This is a genomic window from Serratia ficaria (assembly GCF_900187015.1).
Taxonomy (GTDB): domain Bacteria; phylum Pseudomonadota; class Gammaproteobacteria; order Enterobacterales; family Enterobacteriaceae; genus Serratia; species Serratia ficaria.
Genome location: NZ_LT906479.1, coordinates 3,267,510 through 3,282,246, shown reverse-complemented (window position 1 = coordinate 3,282,246; position 14,737 = coordinate 3,267,510). Strand labels below are relative to the sequence as shown.

At 63.0% G+C, this 14,737-nt stretch carries 14 protein-coding genes; 4 read left to right on the top strand and 10 right to left on the bottom strand.

All coding sequences use genetic code 11. The features are described from left to right. Nucleotides 1-6 precede the first annotated feature (6 nt). On the bottom strand, nucleotides 7-1,422 hold the full coding sequence (locus tag CKW09_RS15530; RefSeq protein ID WP_095100185.1) for a pyridoxal phosphate-dependent decarboxylase family protein: 1,416 nt from the start codon (nucleotides 1,420-1,422) through the stop codon (nucleotides 7-9). Nucleotides 1,423-1,524: 102 nt separating this feature from the next. On the opposite strand from CKW09_RS15530, the gene CKW09_RS15525 reads away from it, so the two are divergent. Further along, a complete protein-coding gene (locus CKW09_RS15525) occupies nucleotides 1,525-2,403 on the top strand; it encodes a LysR substrate-binding domain-containing protein (RefSeq protein ID WP_095100188.1) in 879 nt (292 codons plus the stop codon). Here the strand turns inward: CKW09_RS15525 and CKW09_RS15520 are convergent. Continuing rightward, a complete protein-coding gene (locus CKW09_RS15520) occupies nucleotides 2,400-3,785 on the bottom strand; it encodes a CoA transferase (RefSeq protein WP_095098162.1) in 1,386 nt (461 codons plus the stop codon). The two genes, CKW09_RS15525 and CKW09_RS15520, sit on opposite strands and share 4 nt — an antisense overlap. 511 nt (nucleotides 3,786-4,296) lie before the next feature. On the opposite strand from CKW09_RS15520, the gene CKW09_RS15515 reads away from it, so the two are divergent. Then, nucleotides 4,297-4,995: an MgtC family protein gene (locus CKW09_RS15515; protein WP_061797357.1), complete on the top strand. Its 699-nt coding sequence runs from the start codon at nucleotides 4,297-4,299 to the stop codon at nucleotides 4,993-4,995. A gap of 204 nt (nucleotides 4,996-5,199) precedes the next feature. Next, nucleotides 5,200-7,899, top strand: coding sequence for a magnesium-translocating P-type ATPase (mgtA, locus tag CKW09_RS15510; protein WP_061797356.1), 2,700 nt, complete (start codon nucleotides 5,200-5,202; stop codon nucleotides 7,897-7,899). Nucleotides 7,900-7,931: 32 nt separating this feature from the next. Here the strand turns inward: mgtA and CKW09_RS15505 are convergent, their stop codons facing one another. The 4 genes from CKW09_RS15505 to CKW09_RS15490 all read right to left on the bottom strand — a co-directional run bounded on the left by CKW09_RS15505 (nucleotide 7,932) and on the right by CKW09_RS15490 (nucleotide 10,342). Next, a complete protein-coding gene (locus CKW09_RS15505; protein ID WP_061797354.1) occupies nucleotides 7,932-8,705 on the bottom strand; it encodes a DUF3307 domain-containing protein in 774 nt (257 codons plus the stop codon). A gap of 2 nt (nucleotides 8,706-8,707) precedes the next feature. Further along, nucleotides 8,708-9,304, bottom strand: a complete 597-nt coding sequence (locus tag CKW09_RS15500; RefSeq protein ID WP_061797550.1) for a hypothetical protein — start codon at nucleotides 9,302-9,304, stop codon at nucleotides 8,708-8,710. A gap of 113 nt (nucleotides 9,305-9,417) precedes the next feature. Continuing rightward, nucleotides 9,418-9,879, bottom strand: a complete 462-nt coding sequence (locus CKW09_RS15495) for a DMT family transporter (RefSeq protein ID WP_061797352.1) — start codon at nucleotides 9,877-9,879, stop codon at nucleotides 9,418-9,420. Between the two features lie 4 nt (nucleotides 9,880-9,883). Further along, nucleotides 9,884-10,342 (bottom strand): DMT family transporter, encoded by a 459-nt coding sequence (locus CKW09_RS15490; RefSeq protein ID WP_061797350.1) that lies wholly within the window; start codon nucleotides 10,340-10,342, stop codon nucleotides 9,884-9,886. A gap of 103 nt (nucleotides 10,343-10,445) precedes the next feature. Between CKW09_RS15490 and CKW09_RS15485 the strand changes: the two genes are divergently transcribed. Further along, nucleotides 10,446-11,366, top strand: a complete 921-nt coding sequence (locus CKW09_RS15485) for a LysR family transcriptional regulator (protein WP_061797349.1) — start codon at nucleotides 10,446-10,448, stop codon at nucleotides 11,364-11,366. A 66-nt stretch (nucleotides 11,367-11,432) separates the two neighbouring features. Here CKW09_RS15485 and CKW09_RS15480 read toward each other — a convergent pair whose 3' ends face one another. From CKW09_RS15480 to benC, 4 genes are all read right to left on the bottom strand, one after another. Continuing rightward, on the bottom strand, nucleotides 11,433-11,612 hold the full coding sequence (locus CKW09_RS15480) for a hypothetical protein (protein WP_061797347.1): 180 nt from the start codon (nucleotides 11,610-11,612) through the stop codon (nucleotides 11,433-11,435). 94 nt (nucleotides 11,613-11,706) lie between these two features. Then, on the bottom strand, nucleotides 11,707-12,816 hold the full coding sequence (locus tag CKW09_RS15475) for a YbdK family carboxylate-amine ligase (RefSeq protein ID WP_061797346.1): 1,110 nt from the start codon (nucleotides 12,814-12,816) through the stop codon (nucleotides 11,707-11,709). Between the two features lie 108 nt (nucleotides 12,817-12,924). Continuing rightward, the gene (gene benD, locus CKW09_RS15470) at nucleotides 12,925-13,707 is read right to left on the bottom strand and encodes a benzoate diol dehydrogenase BenD (protein WP_095098159.1); all 783 of its coding nucleotides are present in this window, start codon (nucleotides 13,705-13,707) and stop codon (nucleotides 12,925-12,927) included. A gap of 11 nt (nucleotides 13,708-13,718) precedes the next feature. After that, entirely contained in the window at nucleotides 13,719-14,735 is a 1,017-nt protein-coding gene (gene benC / locus CKW09_RS15465; RefSeq protein ID WP_061797344.1) for a benzoate 1,2-dioxygenase electron transfer component BenC, read from the bottom strand. Nucleotides 14,736-14,737: the final 2 nt, after the last annotated feature.

The following is a 14,737-nucleotide window of genomic DNA, read 5'->3' as shown; positions in this document are numbered from 1 at the left end:
ACGCCTTCATTCCTCTTCCGGCAGGCAGTCGCGCATTGACGCCAGCGCCTGTCGAATATCCTCTTCCTCCGTCATCCAATTGACCAGCGCCGCGCGAATGCCCGGTTGACCGTTATAACGGGTTGGCGTACAGCGGACTACCGCTTGCCGATCCAGCCGGGCGAGGAAGCGATCGCGCGCCGCGTCGGCATCGCCTGTGGGTTGGCTCAGGGCAAAGCACACCACGTTGAGGTTGACCGGCGCCAGCAGGCGGAACCCTTCGCTGGCGGACAGTTCCGCCCCCAACAGGCGCGCCAGCCTGACGTTGCGTTCCACGATATCGCGCATGCCGCTGCTGCCGTAGGCTTTTAGCGCCAGCCACAGCGGCAGGGCGCGAAAACGCCGTGAGTTTTCCGGCGTCAGATGCAGATAGTTGTCCGGCCTGAGGCTGGGCGCCTCCAGATAAGCAGAATGGTTTTGAAACACCTGCATCTGCAAATCCAGGTGGCGGGTGAACTGGATGGCGCTGTCATAAGGCACGTTCAGCCATTTATGCGCGTCAACGGTAATGGAATCCGCCTGCTGCCAGCCGGCCAACAGCGGCGCGTAGTGCGGCGAGCAGGCCGCCACGCCGCCGAAGGCCGCGTCGACGTGCAGCCAGAACGGGTAGCGCTCGCGCAGCGCCAGCAGGCGCGGCAGGTCGTCAAAGACCACGGTATTGACCGTGCCGGCGCTGGCCAGCACCAGCGTCGGCATGCCCTCGGTCGCGGCCAGGTGGCGTTCCAGCGCCTGCGTATCTATGGCCTCGCAGCCCGGCTGGCTGGCGATGGTTATCAGCGCGTCACGGCCGATGCCCAGCATGCTGAGCGCCTTCACGCTGCTGGCGTGCGGGTTCGCCGCCAGCACCTGAATGTCGCCCAGCGCGGCGAGCCCCTGCTGCGCGATATCGATGCCGCGCTGGCGGCCCAACCATTGGCGGCCGATGGCCAGGCCGGCGAAGTTGGCCATGGTGGCGCCGCTGACGAAGCTGCCGGTGAACGTCTCAGGCAGGCCAAGCAGCGATTTGAGCTGTTCAACCGCGGCGAGTTCGATCGCCGCCGCCATGGTGTCGTGGCTAAGTTGACTGTTTTGGTCGATAATGCTAACCAGCCAGTCCGCCGCCACCGCCGCCGGGGTGCTGCCGCCGGTGACGAAACCGAAATAACGCGGGCCGGCGCTGGCGGAGACGCCGGCCTCATAGCGCCGCCAGAAATCCGCCAGCGCGGCCAGCGCGCCCGCGCCGTCCTCCACCAGCCGATCGTCGCCCGGCTGCAGCTGTTGCTGTTCCGGCGGCGGGCACACCGGCCGCCGTTTCAGCCCGCCCAGGAAATCCGCCGCGATTTGACGCGTGTGTTCGAGTATCTGTGGAAACTGCTCAAGATCTTGCTGCAAACGTGGGTGCATCATGACTCCATAAGAAAAAGGGGGAATGCGTTCAACATAGACCATTTGCTTTGGCGTCGAAATCGATGAAAAATGTTCTTTTTGGATGGCATGGCTAACCAGATGGTCAATGAACGCATTCCTTTGCATATTCTGCCTACCTTCGTGATTGCCGCGCAGTTGGAAAACCTGCGGGCGACGGCCCAGCGGGTGCATCTGACCCACGGTGCGGTCAGCCAGCAAATTCAGCAGCTCGAACAGGCTATCGGTTGCCCGCTGTTTGAGCGCCGTGGCCGCGGGCTGCGCTTGAATGCGGCCGGGCGTGAACTGCTGGCGGTGGCGGAGCCGGCGTTGTTGGCGCTGCAGCGCGGCGTCGGCCGCGTCAGGCGCATTGCGGCAAGCCGCGCGCTGCGCATCAGCGTGCTGCCCTCTTTTGCGCATTACTGGCTGCTGCCGCGTTTACCGGCCTTTCGCGACGCCTGCGCCGACATTGCGCTGGACATCGACGCCTCGCTGGCGGTGCAGGATCTGTCGCTGAAGGGGTTTGACGCGGCGATCCGCATCGGCAACGGGCGCTGGGCGGGGCTGCATGCGCAGCGCATCGCCTCCGGGGAAGCGATGCCGGTGGCATCGCCGGCGCTGGCGCAGCGGTGGCGGACGGCGTTCGAACAAGGCTCGCCGCTTACGCCGCTGCTGGAACACGACGTTACGCCGTGGCGCACTTGGTTTCAGGCGCAGCGGCAGCCGGAGTCTGGCCGGCAGTTAGCGCTGTTCAACGATGCCGGACTATTGATCCGCGCGGCGGAGCAGGGGTTCGGCGTTGCGCTGGTGAAAACGCTGCTGACGCGCGACGCCATCGCCGAAGGGAGGCTGGCGGCGATGGCCGGCCCGCGGCGGCTGAGCGAGGACGATTTTTATCTGGTTTGGCCGCAGGCCGCCGGGCTGACGCCGGTGGTCGCAGAACTGCTGGGCTGGCTGCAGCAGCAGCTGCCGGGCGCTTAGCGCCGCAGCCATGCCGGCTGAGCGCTGCCTAACGCGGTGGCCGGCAGCGCCCACTGCAATGCGGTGCCGGTCAGGCTCAAGGGGGCGTTCAGACGTTGTGCCGGGCCCCAGTGCGTCAACTCGCACGCCGGGTTTTCATCGGCGGCGGTTACCGGCGCCAATGGCTGCTGCAGGTGGTGCTGCGGATAAGGATGCGCCAGCAGCAGCTGAGCGGTGCGTGCCAGCGACAAGCGCGCGCAGTAGCCGGTGCCGCGGGTCAGGCGCTGTTTCATGCCCTGCAGCACCGCCGCCGCCATCAGATAGCCGGTGGCGTGGTCCAGCGCCTGTACCGGCAGCGGCACCGGCAGGCTGGCGCCTTGTCGGCGCATGCCGGTCGCCGCCAACCCGCAGCTCATCTGCACCAGGCTGTCGAAGCCGCGGCGCGCGCGCCATGGGCCGCTCCAGCCATAGGCGTTGAGGCAGACGTCGATCAGTCCCGGCGCCAGCGCCCGCCTTTCTTCGGGGCCATAACCCAGCTTCTCCAGTGCGCCGGCGCGATAGCCGTGAACGATAACGTCGGCGCTTTTCAGCAATTGCTCAAAGGTATGGCGATCGTGCGCATTGGTCAGGCTGAGTCGCGCGCAGCGCTTGCCCACTATCACTTCATGTTCGACGCCGGGCTCATCCCAGCCGTAGGGATCGATGCGCAACACGTCGGCGCCCAGCCCGGCGAGAAAGCGGGTGGCGACCGGGCCGGCGATAATGCGCGTCAGGTCCAGCACCCGCACGCCTTGCAGCGGCCGGGCCGTGGGAAGCGGCCAGCCAGGGCGCGGCGCCTCGGGCTGCAGCGAGGCGTGGATCAGCGGCTCGAGCGCCACGCTTTTGCCCTGAACATGCGTTTGCCATTCTTCCGCCGTGCGCATCTCCGCCGCGCAACCGCCGGCTTCAATCACCGCCTGCTCCAGCTCGGTTTTCTTCCAGCTCAGTACCTTTTCGGCCAGCGTTCCCTTATCCCGCACCGGCCCCAGCAGCCGTTCCACCGCCTGGCGATGATGCGGCGCATTGGTATGCAGCCGTATCCAGCCGTCGGCGGTGGCGTAGTCGCCGGCCAGCGCATCCCAGGCGCCGGGCAGGGTCCAGCCCAGCGGGCGTAAGGTCCAGCCGAACCACAGCGAGGCCAGCCGTTGATCGACCCACACCTGCGGCGCGGAGCCGCCGTCCCGGTTAAGCAGCTCGGCGCAGGCCAACCCGGCGGCGGCCCAGGCGGCGGTCGCCAGCTCGGTGACCGGAAACGCCGAGGTCAGCGCGCCGTCGCCGCCGACGGTAAGTTGATCGGCCGGAGTGGCGCGGTGCCCCAGGCTTTGCCAGATCGCGTCAAGCAGGGTATGGGTGAGGGGATTCATAACGGCTCCTTGGTGAGTCGGCGGGACATGTGCCTAGCGTAGTCCACCGCCGCCGGAGTTGCTAAGCGCAATGGCGCGCGATAATGGCCAGAGGCGGAAAATAAGGGTTATTTCCGGTTTAATTTACGTTTAATAAATTGACCTTTACATCATAACCTCGCGTCATTATACTCAGCCAAAATTTCAAAGGAGAAACCCAATTGGACAGTTGTAGTTGCAGTGAAATAAACAAGGCAAGCTGACCAATCCTCTTTTGATTTGTCGCTTGCCGAACACGGCGGGCGGCACTCCTCTCTGATTATTCCGAGCTGCGCATACCCGAATATAACTGCGTTACCTGATGCCGGTTGGCTTCAGGCGAATTGAGTTGGACGTCATTATGGTATTTTGCAGCCACAGCCTTTTCCCTCCAGGCACCGATACGCTGATTCGCTGATTTATTTTCAGCGCGATTTCGCGTGTGCTAAACAGCACATGATTTTATCTCCTGCGGTTAATTAAGGGGAAAGTCATGGCTATGACTCCTTTTGTTTTAAATTTATTACTGGCGATGTGCCTGGGGGCGGTTATTGGCGCCGAGCGCCAATGGCGCCAGCGTATGGCCGGCCTGCGCACCAATGCGCTGGTGGCGACCGGCGCGGCGGTATTCATTCTTAGCTCAATGTCCACCGATCCTTCCAGCGCCGGGCGGGTCGCCGCGCAGATTGTCTCCGGCATCGGCTTTCTCGGCGCCGGGGTGATCATGCGCGAAGGCCTGAATATTCGCGGTCTCAACACCGCCGCCACGCTGTGGTGTTCTGCGGGTATCGGCGTGCTGTGCGGCCTGGGGCAACACTGGGATGCGGTTATCGCCACGCTGGTTATCCTGTGCGCCAATATCCTGCTGCGCGAGGCGGCGCAGCGCATTAACCTGCAGCCGCAGCAGCAGGCGACCGATCTGGAATTATGCTACCGAATTCAGGTGACCTGCGGCGAACAGGATGAAATATTGGTGCGCACCCTGATATTACAGGCGTTGAACGGCGTGGCGCTGCGGCTGCAATCATTGCGCAGCGCTGATATTTCCAGCCCAGGTCAGCTGGAGGTTTGCGCGGAAATAACCGCGACCCCGGCCGCGCAAAAAGAAATTGAAGGCATTGTCTGCCGCGTCAGCCTGGAAAAAAGCGTGAGCGCCGTACGTTGGCGCGTTGCGTCCGAATTGCCGGTCTGATTAATTATATCAACTTAACTGACTTTAAATACATAAGGTATTAAGGAGGCGTTATGGACGACGACCCCAGCGGGCGATTATTGCAGCGTGGCTGTCTGCTCTCGCAATTCAATCACGCTAATTAAATAAATTCCCTTTCGCGCATATTCACCCATTAATCGGGCGGGCTATCCCTGTGCGCGGAATAAAAAAGAGAATAGCGTTATGACTCAGATTAACGAAAAAGCACGCCGCCGCGACAAGCAGGCTGCGACTTACGCCATCGCGGAAGAGGCGAAAAATAACATCGCCCAGACGCTGGCAAATTTAAAATGCAACCGCAACGGCCTGACCCAGGACGACGCCGATGAACGGTTGGAGCAGTTCGGCGCCAATCAGGTGGCCCACGACAAGGCGCCGCCTGCGCTGATCCAGCTTATCAAGGCGTTTAACAACCCGTTTATCTTCGTGCTGATGGCGTTGGCTGCGATCAGTTTCTTTACCGACTACTGGCTGCCGGCCCAGCGCGGTGAAGAAACTGAACTTACCGGCGTCATCATCATCCTGATCATGGTGTCGCTCAGCGGGCTGCTGCGCTTTTGGCAGGAGTATCGCACCAACAAGGCGGCGGAAGCGCTGAAAACGATGGTGCGCACCACCGCCACGGTGCTGCGGCGCAGCAGCTACAGCGCGCATCCGCTGACGCTGGAAGTGCCGATCCGCGAACTGGTGCCGGGGGACATCATTCAGCTCTCCGCCGGCGACATGGTGCCGGCCGACGTGCGCCTGATCGCCTCGCGCGATCTGTTCATCAGCCAGGCGATTTTGACCGGCGAGGCCATCCCCATCGAGAAATACGATGCGATGGGCTGCGTGGCCCCGAAGTCGAGCGAGGCCGAAGTCCCCAGCGAAAACGCGCTGCTTGAGCTGTCCAACATCTGTCTGATGGGCACCAACGTCGCCAGCGGCACCGCCACGGCGGTGGTGGTGGCCACCGGCGGGCGCACCTATTTCGGTTCGCTGGCCAAATCGATCGTCGGCTCCCGCGCGCAGACCGCGTTCGATCGCGGGGTGAACAGCGTCAGCTGGCTGCTGATCCGCTTCATGTTGGTGATGGTGCCGGTGGTGCTGTTGATCAACGGCTTCACCAAGGGCGACTGGAGCGAGGCGGCGCTGTTCGCGCTGGCGGTGGCGGTGGGCCTGACGCCGGAAATGCTGCCGATGATCGTCAGCTCCAACCTGGCGAAGGGCGCCATCGCCATGTCGCGCCGCAAGGTGGTGGTGAAGCGGCTGAACGCCATCCAAAACTTCGGCGCCATGGATGTGCTCTGCACGGATAAGACCGGCACCCTGACGCAGGATCGCATCATTCTCGAGCATCATATCAACGTCAGCGGCGCCAAGGATAACGAGGTGCTGCACCTGGCCTGGCTGAACAGCTTCCATCAAAGCGGCATGAAAAACCTGATGGATCAGGCGGTGATCCGTTTTGGCCGCGGCAAGCCGGGCATCGAGGCGCTGGGGCGTTTCAGCAAGGTGGATGAGCTGCCGTTCGACTTCGTGCGCCGCCGTTTGTCTATCGTGGTGGCGGATGAGAGCGGGCAGCGCCAGCTGATCTGCAAAGGCGCGGTGGAGGAGATGCTGGACATCGCCACCCACGTGCGCGAAGGGCAGCAGACGCTGGCGCTGGATGAGGCGCGTCGCGCTGCGCTGCAGGCGTTGGCGCGCGAGTACAACGAAGACGGCTTCCGCGTGCTGGTGCTGGCCACCCGCGAGCTGGGCGAGCAGCCGCAGACGGCCCCGCTGAGCGTGGCCGACGAGCGCGACATGGTGATCCAGGGGCTGCTGACCTTCCTCGATCCGCCGAAAGAGAGCGCTCAGCAGGCGATCGCCGCGCTGCAGGAAAACGGCGTCACGGTGAAGGTGCTGACCGGCGACAACCCGGTCATCACCTGCAAAATCTGCCGTGACGTCGGGCTGGAGCCGGGCGAACCGCTCTCCGGCCTGCAGATTGAGCGGATGGACGATGAGACGCTGGGGCGCGAGGTGGAGCAGCGTACGGTCTTCACCAAGCTGACGCCGCTGCAGAAATCGCGGGTGCTGAAAATGCTGCAGGCCAATGGCCACACCGTGGGCTTCCTCGGCGACGGCATCAACGATGCGCCGGCGCTGCGCGACGCCGACGTCGGCATTTCGGTGGATACCGGCACCGATATCGCCAAGGAGTCGGCGGATATCATCCTGCTGGAAAAAAACCTGATGGTGTTGGAAGAGGGGGTGATCAAGGGGCGCGAAACCTTCGGCAATATCATCAAGTATCTGAACATGACCGCCAGTTCCAACTTCGGCAACGTGTTCTCGGTGCTGGTGGCCAGCGCGTTCATTCCGTTCTTGCCGATGCTGGCGATCCACCTGCTGATCCAAAACCTGATGTACGATATCTCCCAGCTGTCGCTGCCGTGGGACAAGATGGACAAAGAGTTCCTGCGCAAGCCGCGCAAGTGGGATTCAAAGAACATCGGCCGCTTTATGCTGTGGATCGGCCCCACCTCGTCGATTTTCGACATCACCACCTATGCGCTGATGTGGTTTGTCTTCGCCGCCAACAGCGTGGAGCATCAGGCGCTGTTCCAGTCCGGCTGGTTTATCGAGGGCTTGCTGTCGCAAACGCTGGTGGTACACATGCTGCGCACCCAGAAGATCCCGTTCATTCAAAGCACCGCCGCGTTGCCGGTACTGCTCACCACCGCGCTGGTGATGGCGCTGGGCATCTACATTCCATTCTCGCCGCTCGGCGCCCTGGTGGGGTTGCAGCCGCTGCCGTGGGAATACTTCCCGTGGCTGGCCGGTACGCTGATCAGCTACTGCGTGGTGGCGCAAATGATGAAGCGTTTCTATATCCGCCGCTTCGGCGAGTGGTTGTAATCGTCGTCACCGCCGGGCGCCATGCCCGGCGGTCATAACAGCTTTTTGACCGCCAGACCGAGCATGATGGTCAGCGTAAAGGAAAACAGCGTGCCGAGCAGCACATACTCGGTGCGCATTTTGTCATCGCTCTGCCGTAAATCGCCAAATCGGAAAATTGACTTGGCGGCCAGCAGGAAACCGATCGCCGGTATCTGGCCAATCAGCACGAAGGTCAGGATCAGCGTTCTTTCCAGATAGCCAATCTGTTTGCCCGCCCGCAGCAGCGAATCGTTATCGGCCTTGGCCGAAGGCGGCATTTGCGGCGTCCAGCGCGCCAGCAATTGCCCAATCAAAATGCCCATCGGCAGGTAAATCAGGCTGTAGGCCACCAGCACCAGGCCGGTTTGCAGGCTGCCCAACTGCAGCCACAGCGCGGCGAGCAGGCTGCCGGCATGCGGGGTAAGGTACAGCCACAGCCAGGCAATGACCGCCAGATGCAGCCCTTGATCGAGCAGGAAGCTGCGGGCCTGGCTAAGACGGGTCATCAGCGTGACCTTCAGCAGGTCAATCAGGTAATGGCTGGCGGCGATCGTCAGCAGGCTGACCAGCACGTCGGCGGATGAAAGCCCGCCGTGCAGCAGGCCGAAGCCGGCCACGACCCAGGCGGCCAGCACCCCATGCAGCAGGGCGTGCAGCAGCAGAAAACGCGAACGGGCGCGGTAGCGGGTTTTATCGGCCACCCAACTGAGAGGCTGCAGCGGGAAATCCGCCAGCAGATGCACGATCAGCAGCCAGGTCAGCAGGGGCGCATAGGTGAGATCCATAGTCAGGTGATCCTGTTAATCGCATGAATGAACCGCATGATTTCCTCGTAGGCCGCGCGCTTCAGCGCGGCGGAGATGGTGGAGGCGGCTTTCTGCAGCTTCTCCGCCACTTCCGCGCTGCTGCCGGCGAACATGCGCGCCTGGACGATGCGCGCCTCGGTCTGCGAAAGACGGCTGATGACATGATCTAACATCGGCAGCAGATCGCTGACAATGGCGTTTGTCCGATCGTTGTCGGTTTTCAGAGCCAGCCTGCAATTTTTCGCCATGGCGTCCAGCGCGCCGCCGGAATTGACGAAGGCGCTGCCGTAGCCGGCGGCGTCCGTTTGCCGGCTGCCGAGCCCGACGGCGATCCGCGCGTCCCGGTCGGCGGCGTCCATCGCTTTCAGCGCAATGCGAATGTACACCGCCAGCAGCAGGCCCGATTCTGGCCCGGCCTGCGCCTGAAAGGCATCGCCGCGAAAAATCTCAAAGCCCTGCAGCCGATTGGCCTGTTGCAGCTGTTCGAGCAGGCTGCGTAGCCCGTTGATGTAATTTGGCGGATCGAGGCGGCGGGAATTGACCAGATCGCCGCTGATTACGCTGATATGCGTCTGCATGCGTTTGCCTGTATTGCCGGAAAGGATAATGATAATTTCGTACATAAAGGCGAATTTGTCAATAATTCGCCTCTAAATGCGAATTGTGGCGAGATCCGCCCTGCAGCGCGAAATCAGCGGTGCGGGCGGACTGATTTCCACAACAGCGCGCCGACGGAACGCTTCATCCGGGCCAGATAGACGCCGAGCAGGATCAGGGCGACGCCGAACAGGGGAGCCATGGCGGGGGGGCCGCCGTTCAGGCTATCGATCGCCACGCCGGCCAGCATCTGGCCGCTGATGATCAACAGCGCGGCGCGCATGGCGCCAAGCCGGGGCAGCACGTAGCTGTTCAGCGCCACGAACAGCGCGCCGATCGCGCCGCCCAGGTAGGCGCCCCAGGGCGCCTGGCCGGTTTGATCGAGGCTGAAGCCGCCGCTGGCCGCCAGCAGCAGGCTGAGGAACAGAAAGCCGACGATGTGGTTGCACAGCGAGGCGGAGAAAGCGCCGCGATCCAGCGCCAGACGGCCGTTGACCGCCCGGCTGATGCTGATGCAAACGCCGTTGAACAGGGCGAGAAGGATCAGGAATGACATAGGGTTATCTCAGAAAGATCAGAATGGCGCAGCCGGAAAGGATCAGCAGCGTAGCGAGCACGTCGTTGGCGTTCAGGCGACGTTTGGCGACGCCGAACCAGCCGCGGCTGTCGGACAACATGCCGAACAGCACTTGCCCGGTCAGCATCAGCGCCAGGCTGCCGGCAAGCGCCAGCGGGCTGTTGACGGTGATGGCGGCCAGCACCACGGTCAGCGCGCCGGGGATGCCGCCGAGGTAGGCCCAACGCGGCGGCGCAGCGGTTGAAGAGGGCCGCTGAGCGCCGAAACGGCGACGCAGCAGCAACAGCAGCAGCCAGGCGGTAAGGGCGCCGATGCCGTGTGCGGTCCAGGAAGCGAACAGCGGGGTGTAATGGCTCGCCAGCACGCTGTTTACGCCGATCATCAGGGCCAGCAGGGCGCCGGCGCTCAGCGCCAGCAGCGGATCGGAAAGACGTTCGCGCATGTTTCATACTCCGTGTGTTGAATGGCGCACAGGGTATATTGTTTTTATCGGTGCCATAATCCATTAGAATGGAAACTCATTGTTGAGTAAAAGTTGACGATAAATGAACGATAACTTCGCGGCGATCCCGGTGTTTGTGGCGGTGGTGGAGTGCGGCAGTTTTTCCGCCGCCGGGGTGCGCCTCGGCATCACCAAATCGGCGGTCAGCAAGCGCATCACCCAGCTGGAGAGCGCACTGGGCGCGCGGCTGCTGCACCGCACCACCCGCAGCCTGAGCCTGACCGAGGCGGGAGAGCAGTACTTCGCCTACGCCCGCAGCGCCTGCGCGGTGGCGCAGGAGGGTGAAGATGCGCTGACGCGTCTGCAGGGACGCCCGCGCGGCATGCTGCGGCTCAGCGTGCCTATGGTGTTCGGCCGGCTGCACGTTGCCCCGCTGATCCCGCGGTTTCTGGCGGCCTGTCCGGACGTGGAAATCAATATGATGATGGATGACAAGCTGGTCGATCTGATCGAGGGCGGTTATGACCTGGCGATCCGTATCGGCAGTCTGGCCGATTCCAGCCTGGTCGCCCGGCGCATGGCGCCCTGCCGCAGCGTGCTGTGTGCGGCGCCCGCCTATCTGGAGCGCTGCGGTCGGCCGGCGACGCCTGCACAGTTAAGCGAGCATAACTGCCTGTTTTACAGTTATTTCCGCGCGGGCAGCGAATGGCAATTTCAGGGGCCGGACGGGGCGGTGCGTTTCCAGCCGCGGGGCAATTATCAGGTCAACAATAGCGAAGCGCTGCGCGATGCGCTGCTCGCCGGGCTGGGCATCTGTCAGATGCCGACCTTCATCGTCGGGGAGGATTTGGCGCAGGGGCGGTTGGTGGAACTGTTGCCGGCGTATCGGCTGCCGGCGCATGCGATCTATGCGGTGTACCCGGAGCGCAGACATGTCCCGGCCAAGGTGTTGGCGTTTATCGATTTTTTGCTGTCGCAGTTTGGCGGCGAAGAGCCCTATTGGGACGTGCGGCGGGCCTGCTAGCCCAAGCGCCTCCGGCCGGGAATACGCGCGCCCTGCGGCTCGCCACCGGCGGAGAATGGCGGGGGATCAGAAACTTTTCACCAGCACATCGCGCGGCAGCTCGGTGCCGTGTTTCAGCAGTTGGTCGAAGGATCTTTCGCTGTTTTTCAGCTGCTGCAGAAATTCCTGCGGCGACAGATCGTGTTTTTTGCCGCTCATGTAAGCCAGCGCCAGCTCTTTTGCCTGATAGCGTGAGAAGTTGTACATAGTGTCCTCGCAACGGGGGTTTTCAATGCCACGATTGTAACGAAAGAGCACATAATGAACAGTGGCTTTGGCGTATGGAATCGATAGCTGAAACTTAACTCGCCGCTTGCAGCAGTTCGTCGCACAGCCGTTTAATCACCTGTCGCTGCTGCAGGCCGTTGTCAAACAGGTGGCGGATCCGGTCCGAATCGTTCACCCCCAGCCGGACATGGCGCTCAATATTATCCAGCAGGCTCAGCTCTTCCCGGGCGCGGGCCTCCGCGCGCAGCGCATCGAGCGTGGTCAGCATATGCGCGGTCAGGCTGAGGCGGCGCAGGGTGGCGGGTTCGACATAGTCGGCGGCAAAACCGCGACGGTAGGCGTTGATTTTGTTGTAGTTGGTAAAGGCGTAATATTCCGGCGCCATCGGCCTGCGGTGCTTCAGCAAAAAACCGGCCAGCAGGCGGCAATAGCCCACCAGCAGCGCGGCGTGCGAGAGATGCAGCGGCGTATCGCAGATGCGGATTTCCACCGTGCCCAGCTCCGGTTTTGGCCGGGCGTCCCAGTAAATGTCCTTGATGCTGTCGATGACCCCGGCGGCGCTCAACCTTTCATAGTAGCGGTTGAACTCGTCCCAGCTGTAGATCTGTTCCAGGCAACCGTAGTTGGGGAAGGAATTTTGCGCGCTGAAGCGCGAGCTGGCGAACAGCGTGTCGACCCCCTGATAGAACGGTGAAGAAGCGCTGAGGGCGATCAGGTGCGGGAAATAGGGCGTTAGCGCGTGGCACAGGTACATCGCTTCGTCGCCGTCGTTGACGCCGATATGAATATGCTGGCCGAACACGCAGGCCAGCTTGGACAAATAGCCGAAGCGGCTGGCCAGCAGGCGGTAGCGTTGAGCGTCGGTGATGGCTTGTTTGCGCCAGTCGTTGTTCAAGTGGCGGCCGCCGCCGCAGACGTCGCAGCCGACGCGCTGCGCGCTGCGACGAATGGCGAAGCACAGTTCGCGCAGTTCGTCGTGCAGTTCGCCGATGTCGTGATGCACCGAGCTGTTCAGCTCGACCATCGACTTGGTAAGCTCGTGTTTGATGCGCTTTTTATCGCCGAGATCCGCCACCACCAAATCGGCTTTGTCCGCGAGATCCAGGCTCTCACCGTCGACCAGCTGCAGTTCTATTTCGGTGCCGATGGAGAGCCGTTGCGAGCGTTTGAATGCGAGCGACATGGCGTTTCCCTCCAAAAGAACAGCGGTCAGGTAAGTATAATCGCCCATCGAACCTTTGCCGTTGAGCCGGCGTTCATATTTGATGCTTGGTATGCCGCCCCGGCGGGGTCACCCCAGATCGCCGCCCGCTACCGGCAGCACCGTGCCGTTAATGTAGCTGGCCTGGTCGCTGGCGAGGAACAAGATGGCGTCGGCCTGTTCGCCGACGCTGCCGTAGCGGTGCATCAGGCTGCTGTCCAGGGTTTGGCTGACCACCTGTCGATACCAGACCTCCTCCTGTGGCGTTGGCGCCTGGCTGTTGCGCGGCGTCAGGCGCGGCGGCGCTTCGGTGCCGCCCGGCGCGGTGGCGTTGATGCGGATGCCGGCGCCGGCGTACTCGAACGCCAGCGATTGGGTGAGGGCGTTGACGCCGCCCTTGGCCGCCGAATAGGGCACGCGGTTGACGCCGCGGGTGGCGACGGAAGAGACGTTGACGATCACCCCGTTCCCCTGCGCCAGCATATGCGGTAGCGCCGCGCGGCAGCCCCACAGCGTCGGGAACAGCGAGCGCCGAATTTCCGCTTCGATCTGCTGCGCGTCGTACTCGGCGAATGGCCGGGCCCAGATGGTGCCGCCGACGTTGTTCACCAAAATATCCAGCCGGCCGAAGTGCCGTTGCACCCGGTTGAGCGCGTCGCGGGTCGCCTCCCAGTTTTCCAGGTCGGCCTGCAGCGCGATGGCCTCAACGCCGCGTTCTGTTAGCGCCGCCGCCACCTCGGCGAGGTAGGGCGCGCGGTCGATCAGCGCCAATCTGGCGCCTTCCTGCGCCGCGCGTTCGGCGACGGCTTTGCCGATGCCCTGAGCGGCGCCGGTGATCGCCATCACCTTGCCGCCGAAACGGGGTTTATCCATGATGGGCTCCTTTAGCTGGCCTGGCTGGGGGCGAACTTTTCATAGTGGAAGCTGGCGGGGGTAAAGGCGCGGCGTTGGAAATCGCCGAGCACCGCTTCCACCATCGGCGGCGGCCCGCACAGATACACGTCCAGATCGCCGTCGTTGAGCAGGCTTTCGTCGAGGTGCTGCGTGACGTAGCCCTTGTGCGGCGACTGCGACGCCTCGCTGGCCACGCAGGTCAGGTAGCTGAAATTCGGCAGGCGCCGGCGATAGCTTTCCAGCTGTTCCAGCTTGACCAGATCATGATCATGGGTGACGCCGTAAATCAGATGCACCGGCTGCGGGCTGGCGTCGGCGGCCAGCTGCTCCAGCATGGAAAGGAACGGCGCCAGCCCGGTGCCGCCGGCCAGAAACAGCATCGGCCGCACCGGCGTGCGCAGGTAGAAGCTGCCCTGCGGGCCGCGCAGGCGGATCGCGTCGCCGGGCCGGGCCCGATCGGTCAGATAGCCGCTCATCATGCCGCCGGGCACGTTGCGCAGCAGAAAAGAGATTTGCCGGCCGCCGGGCAGCGAGCTGAAGGAATAGGCGCGGCTGGCTTCGCTGCCGGGCACCGCGATATTGACGTACTGGCCGGGCAGGAAAGCGATGCCGCGTTCGTCGTCCAGCGTCAGGCAGAACTCGATGGCGCTGTCCGACAGCGCGGTGGCCGACGTGACGGTGGCGGCAAATTCCTCGCTGCCGGTTTTGCACAGCGTCGAGGCGATGGGCACCTCGATGACGCAGTCCGAAGAGGGCACCATCTGGCAGGTCAACACCAGCCGCTGCGCCGCTTCCTGCTCGGACAGCGCCTCGTCCAGATAATCATCGCCCAGCCGATACTCCCCCTGTTCGCAGCGGCATTTGCAGGTGCCGCACACGCCGTCCGAGCAGTCCATCGGCAGGTTGATCCTCTGCCGATAGGCGGCGTCGAGCACCTTTTCATTCGGGTTACACTGAATAAAGCGGCTGACGCCGTCTTCAAAATTAAGGGCAACGGTAAAAGACATGC

What these genes read in the sequence shown, in the direction of transcription:
- CKW09_RS15530 (WP_095100185.1), bottom strand. Translation starts at nt 1,422, where the DNA reads ATGCACCCACGTTTGCAGCAAGATCTTGAGCAGTTTCCACAGATACTC.
- CKW09_RS15525 (WP_095100188.1), top strand. Translation starts at nt 1,525, where the DNA reads ATGGTCAATGAACGCATTCCTTTGCATATTCTGCCTACCTTCGTGATT.
- CKW09_RS15520 (WP_095098162.1), bottom strand. Translation starts at nt 3,785, where the DNA reads ATGAATCCCCTCACCCATACCCTGCTTGACGCGATCTGGCAAAGCCTG.
- CKW09_RS15515 (WP_061797357.1), top strand. Translation starts at nt 4,297, where the DNA reads ATGGCTATGACTCCTTTTGTTTTAAATTTATTACTGGCGATGTGCCTG.
- mgtA (WP_061797356.1), top strand. Translation starts at nt 5,200, where the DNA reads ATGACTCAGATTAACGAAAAAGCACGCCGCCGCGACAAGCAGGCTGCG.
- CKW09_RS15505 (WP_061797354.1), bottom strand. Translation starts at nt 8,705, where the DNA reads ATGGATCTCACCTATGCGCCCCTGCTGACCTGGCTGCTGATCGTGCAT.
- CKW09_RS15500 (WP_061797550.1), bottom strand. Translation starts at nt 9,304, where the DNA reads ATGCAGACGCATATCAGCGTAATCAGCGGCGATCTGGTCAATTCCCGC.
- CKW09_RS15495 (WP_061797352.1), bottom strand. Translation starts at nt 9,879, where the DNA reads ATGTCATTCCTGATCCTTCTCGCCCTGTTCAACGGCGTTTGCATCAGC.
- CKW09_RS15490 (WP_061797350.1), bottom strand. Translation starts at nt 10,342, where the DNA reads ATGCGCGAACGTCTTTCCGATCCGCTGCTGGCGCTGAGCGCCGGCGCC.
- CKW09_RS15485 (WP_061797349.1), top strand. Translation starts at nt 10,446, where the DNA reads ATGAACGATAACTTCGCGGCGATCCCGGTGTTTGTGGCGGTGGTGGAG.
- CKW09_RS15480 (WP_061797347.1), bottom strand. Translation starts at nt 11,612, where the DNA reads ATGTACAACTTCTCACGCTATCAGGCAAAAGAGCTGGCGCTGGCTTAC.
- CKW09_RS15475 (WP_061797346.1), bottom strand. Translation starts at nt 12,816, where the DNA reads ATGTCGCTCGCATTCAAACGCTCGCAACGGCTCTCCATCGGCACCGAA.
- benD (WP_095098159.1), bottom strand. Translation starts at nt 13,707, where the DNA reads ATGGATAAACCCCGTTTCGGCGGCAAGGTGATGGCGATCACCGGCGCC.
- benC (WP_061797344.1), bottom strand. Translation starts at nt 14,735, where the DNA reads ATGTCTTTTACCGTTGCCCTTAATTTTGAAGACGGCGTCAGCCGCTTT.